The organism is Streptococcus oralis (assembly GCF_001579025.1).
GTDB classification, from domain to species: Bacteria; Bacillota; Bacilli; order Lactobacillales; family Streptococcaceae; genus Streptococcus; species Streptococcus oralis_X.
In genome coordinates this window covers 594,582-599,937 of record NZ_KQ970235.1, presented here as the reverse complement: position 1 = coordinate 599,937, position 5,356 = coordinate 594,582, and the positions used below count along the sequence as shown (strand labels likewise).

At 40.4% G+C, this 5,356-nt stretch carries 4 protein-coding genes and 1 other annotated feature; all 4 genes read right to left on the bottom strand.

The window, feature by feature from the left end; genetic code table 11:
• Nucleotides 1–365: ABC transporter substrate binding protein (locus SORDD27_RS10150; protein WP_269139426.1), on the bottom strand; the 365-nt coding region annotated here is incomplete at its 3' end.
• Nucleotides 366–483: 118 nt separating this feature from the next.
• Nucleotides 484–699: a binding site (T-box leader), on the bottom strand.
• 96 nt (nt 700–795) lie between these two features.
• Nucleotides 796–3,492 carry a phosphoenolpyruvate carboxylase gene (ppc, locus tag SORDD27_RS02815; protein WP_000058165.1) on the bottom strand — a complete coding sequence of 899 codons (2,697 nt, stop codon included), beginning with the start codon at nt 3,490–3,492 and terminating at the stop codon, nt 796–798.
• A 23-nt stretch (nt 3,493–3,515) separates the two neighbouring features.
• Nucleotides 3,516–4,739: a cell division peptidoglycan polymerase FtsW gene (gene ftsW, locus SORDD27_RS02810; RefSeq protein ID WP_061427194.1), complete on the bottom strand. Its 1,224-nt coding sequence runs from the start codon at nt 4,737–4,739 to the stop codon at nt 3,516–3,518.
• A gap of 187 nt (nt 4,740–4,926) precedes the next feature.
• On the bottom strand, nt 4,927–5,356 hold a 430-nt coding region (locus SORDD27_RS10145; RefSeq protein ID WP_231069273.1), incomplete at its 5' end, for a peptidylprolyl isomerase.

Sequence of the window (5,356 nt, the reverse complement as noted above, 5' to 3'; positions counted from 1 at the left end):
ATAACAGGTAGGTCTTTTGTAGCACTAGCAAGTCCTTGAGCAGCTGGTGTCGCAATCCCAACAACAACGTCGTTTCCATTTGCTACCAATTGTTTACTCATGGTTGCAACCTTGCTCTGATCACCTTCAGAGTTCATAAAGTCGATTTTTACTTGGTCGTCCTTATAGCCTTCTTCAGCTAGTCCATCTTGAATCCCTTGGTAAATCAAGTCCAAGGATGGATGACTAACAAATTGAAGGACACCAACCTTAGCAACCTTTTGCTCTTCCTTAGCTGCTGGCTTGTTCATTGATGAATAAATCAAGCTAGCCACTACCAATACTGCTAATCCAGCGACAATTCCAATCAAACGTTTATTTTTCATTTTTCTTTCTCCTTAATTCTTTTACCTTAACTTGTTAAATCACATCATCAAGCGATGCCATCGTTTAAATTTCATAGGCTTTCCTCCCCATAGAAAAAGTCCTCACACAAAAAACTTGTGTGAGGACGTCGATGCGCGGTGCCACCTCAATTATAGGGAATATCCCTATCGCTCTTTCTCGCAATAACGAGTTGCACTGTAAGGTGTGCTCACCGAATTTTTATGATTTCAAATTCTTAAGTACATTCAGCCCAATTTCATCAATTTCATCTATCTGCTTTCACCAACCACAGACTCTCTAAAAAATGAGCATGATTACTTTCTGAATGTTTAAATTATATCATTTTTCAACTACTTGTCAAGCTTATTTTTAGAATTTTTTAAACAATTCAAAAACTTCCCCTTGAAAAAAGAGGAAGTTTGTAGAATATCAGCCAGAATTACGTAAACCAGTTGCAATTCCGTTAATAGTTGTATGGATCAGTTTTTCTTCATCTGCCGACAATTCTCCGCGACGTTGGCGTTTGATCAACTCCAACTGGATGTAGTTCAGGATATTAAAGTAAGGCATACGATAGTTTAGACTGTCTTTTAGGTAAGAGTTTTCTGCCAAGAGTTCGTCATAACCTTCGATAGCTAAAATAACGTCCTTAGTCAACTGCCATTCATCTAAAATAGTGTAGTAGATAGCTTGTACTTCTTCGTCTTCACAGAGCTTGGCATATTCAAAAGCAATGTTCATGTTAGACTTAGACAAGACCATGTCTACATTGGAAAGCAAAGATTGGAAGAAAGGCCAGTTTTGGTACATGTCTCGAAGGAACTCGATATTCTTTGGATCTTGATCTATAAACTCTTTAAAACTTGATCCCACTCCGTACCATCCAGGGAACATGACACGGCTTTGTGACCATGAGAATACCCAAGGAATAGCACGCAAACCGCCAATTTCAGTGATGGTCTTACGTGCTGCTGGACGCGAACCGATATTGAAGCTTGAAATAGCCTTGATTGGACTTGATTCAAAGAAATAGTCATAGAAGTGTTCATTTCCAAAGACCAAATCACGGTAGATATCGTAGCTGCGATCCACTACTTGGTCCATGATGGCTTCGTAACGATTTGATGTATTAGTATCACTCTTCTTCTTGGTAATCATACGGTTAATGGCTGCAGAAACCAACATTTCAAGGTTATAATAAGCAGCATCTTTGTTACCGTATTTGTTTCCAATGACTTCTCCTTGCTCAGTCAGACGGATACGGTCCTTAATAGACTTGAGTGGTTGAGATGTGATGGCTTCATAAGTTGGTCCACCACCACGACCCACAGTACCACCACGACCATGGAAGAAAGTAACCTTAACGCCAAATTCATCCCCAATAGCAGTCAGTTGTTGTTGCGCTTTATAGAGAGTCCAACATGATGATAGGTAACCACCATCCTTGTTACTATCAGAGTAGCCGAGCATGATTTCTTGGTAGTTGTCTTTTGAAGCAATCCATTTTTTAGCCAAGGGTAGAGAGAAATATCTTCTCATAGTCTCTTCTGAGTGATCCAAGTCTTCGATTGTTTCAAAGAGGGGAACAATCTGAACGCGGGCTTTTTGGGCATCCACCAAGCCGACTTCCTTAAGCATAATGGCTAGTTCGAGCATATCGGATACACTTGTTGCGTGCGAAATGATGGTTTGACGAATGACGTTTTCACCCAGTTTATCCTTCAACTTACGCGCAGCTTTAAAGATAGAGAGTTCTTTTTCAAGCAGTTCTGACTTTTCAGCATGAGTCGCTGAGAGGATACGAGGATCTTCTTCCAACTCTTTTAAGAGGAGGGCGCATTTTTCATCTTCAGATAGATCGCTATAGTGATCATTGATACCAGCAGATGCTAGCAATTCAGCCACACAGGCTTCGTGAACACTAGAGTCTTGGCGCATATCGATAGAAGCAAGGTAGAAACCAAAGATTTCGACAGCTTGCATCAACTCTACAAATTCTCCTGAAATCAGGTATTCTCCTTTGTTCTCAAGGAGAGAATCGCGAATGGCCAACAAATCTTGATAAAATTCATCTGCAGTGGCATATCTAGGTTGAAGGTCCTTGTCTTCAATGAGATAAGCCTTGGTTGCCTGCATCTTAGCTTGGATGTCAAAGAGGGCACGACGATAGAGTTCTTTTTCACGGTAAATCGAGTTATCTTGTGACTTCAGCGCCATCTCACGGACCTTGTCGCTGACATTCACGATGCTGGTTGAAAGTGAAAATTCACGATAAAGATTATAAATCTTTTCATCATAGTAGTTCATGATGACTTCGCACTGAGTCAAGGCTGATTTGTTAAGAGTTTCTGCAGTTACGAAAGGATTTCCATCACGGTCTCCTCCGATCCACATCCCCATGGTAATCGGTTTTGGATGCTGAAGCTCGATACCTTGTTCTTTAGCTAGTTTCTTATACTCTGCCGTCAAACGCGGAACAGCATTCAGGAAAGAACTTTGGTAATACTCCATCACGTTGGTGATTTCGTTGGTTACTTTCAATTTCTTCTCACGAATCATGTCCGTTTGCATGATAATTTCAATGTAACGACGGAGATCTGTGTGCCATTTTTCTTTATTAATCAAGCCAAGTTTGACATCACGGTACTTGCGCAAAAGCGTATGGATATGGTTGGTTAAATCCAGCATACTCTTGCGTTGTACTTGCGTTGGATGGGCGGTCAAGACAGGAACGACATTTAACTTTTCTAAAATTTCGGCTGCATTTTCTTTTTCAGCTACCATCTTAATCGTTGTAGATAGTTTTCCTAAATAGTCTTGGTCCACATTGTTTTGGTGATTGATTTCATAGGCCAAATCTACATCCTCAGAGATATTAATCAAAAGTGGAAGGATAGAGAAATAGCGTGAAATGTAAATCATTTCTTCATTCGAAAGACTGGTCACTAGGTCATTGAGCCCTTGATAATTCTCGCTAGTTGATAATTCCTTCAACTGGATAATCTTTTCAAAGGTTTCTGGCGCCAGCATATTTTTTGTGATATCTTCTAATAGCTCAGTCAGAATCAAGACTTCTTCTTGGACGACTGCTTTATTACTATAGTTTTCTAATTTTTGAAGAGACATATACTTTCCTTTCCATTCAATCCTTACAGACTTTCATCGGTTTGATTCTCGTATTCTCTGATAAGTTTGGCACGTTTTTCACTGGCATCAATGTTCAGTACAAGCGCAATGGCTACGGATAATACCAATAGACTGTTCCCACCTTGTGAAAGGAAGGGGAAGGTTACCCCTGTAGAAGGAATCAACCCTGAAATCCCACCGATATTGACAAAGACCTGAACAAGGATCATCCCTCCGACACCAATAGCAACCATGGAGTTAAAGGGATCCTTTGCTCGAATACCAACCAAGATGATTCGCAAAATCAAGAAGAAGAGTAGAGCCAAAATCATACTGGCTCCTACGAATCCAAACTCCTCGATGACAATCGAAAAGACAAAATCCGTATGGGCTTCTGGCAGATAACCACGCTTCTCGATAGAATTCCCCAGTCCCAGTCCGAACCAGCCACCATTTACCATTGCATAGTAGGAATTTGCGAGCTGGTGTCCTGCACCCGCCAAGTCATTAAAGGGATTAAAGAAGGCACTAAAACGTTTAGCAACGTAACCAAATACAGGAATTTGAGAGAACTTTTCAACCCCAACAAAGCGAATGACAGACAAGACTAACATTGAGCTCCCTGCCAAGAGAGCCAGAATGGTCGAAAACCAACGATAGGCGATCCCACTTACGGTATACATGATGAGCGCCACCAAGACCAAGATGGTCGCATTTCCCAAGTCTGGGAAAATTCCCAAGCTGCCAATCAGAACCAGCAGAACAAAACGCCAATCGTTAAAAGCTCGAGGTAGCCACTGATTCTGTGTCAAAACCTGGAAGTCATAAACCGCAATCTCATCTTGTTGTTTTGAAAATCGATGTGCCAGGTACCAGATGATGATAATCTTAAGGTACTCCGCAGGCTGAATCGTTACAGGTCCTACAGAAATCCATCCGTATGCTCCATTGACAGGTGTTCCGACCAGACGCGCTAGGGCTAAAAGAATCATCTCCACAATCATCACGATAAAGATGAGACGACCGTTTCTTAGGAAACCTAATTTTAATTTATAGATTAAGGCAATCAGAATCAAACTAGCTATCCAGAAGATCCCCTGGTTACGCACCAATTGAAAGGCGCTTTTCCCTTCTTCGATCAAGGTTGCACTCGTTGTCGAGTACACCACAATCAGCCCCAAAATCGATAAAAGGAAGTAAGGAATCAAAATGGAATAGTTTAGTAGGTGCCTTTTACTAATTTTCATATTTCACCACTCTAATAGGAACAGACGCTTCTGTTCCCAATTCCGTTTTATTTTCTAGTTTTGATTGCTATTATACCACTTTTTCAGAAAGAAAAAAACTCTTATCCTTTAATCCTTCGAATTTTACTCATTTTCTAGTATCAGGTATAAAAAAACAAATCTCAAAAGAGATTTGTTTTTTACTTTCTTAGTTAGATGAAGAGCTGCTGCTTGAGCTTGAGTCACCACCACCGATGTATTGGGTGAAGATGTTTTGGAAGGCTTGATCTTTAACCTTGATGTTTGCTGCTTGCAATTCTTTACCAATTACTCCTTGAACAAAGGCTGAATCATTTTGTTTTTGAGTCAAGATGATAGTCTTCAATTTTTCTTTGTAATCCTCTATATTAGAAGATTTTTCTGTTTTCTTCGTTACTTTGATGATGTAGAACTGACTGCTGTAGGCTTGTGTTCCAGTAGCTGTAATCACATCAGAAACCCCATTCACATCCAAGGCAAAGGCTGCTTTCTTGACTTGTTCTGGAAGTTCTGTTGAAGCAGAGTCAAAAGTGATTTCTCCACCATTTTCTTTTGTTTTGTCATCGTTAGAGTTGTCTTTTGCCAACTGAGCAAAATCC

Excerpts from the sequence above, each read along its gene's own strand:
- ppc (WP_000058165.1), bottom strand. The coding sequence starts at position 3,492 with ATGTCTCTTCAAAAATTAGAAAACTATAGTAATAAAGCAGTCGTCCAA.
- ftsW (WP_061427194.1), bottom strand. The coding sequence starts at position 4,739 with ATGAAAATTAGTAAAAGGCACCTACTAAACTATTCCATTTTGATTCCT.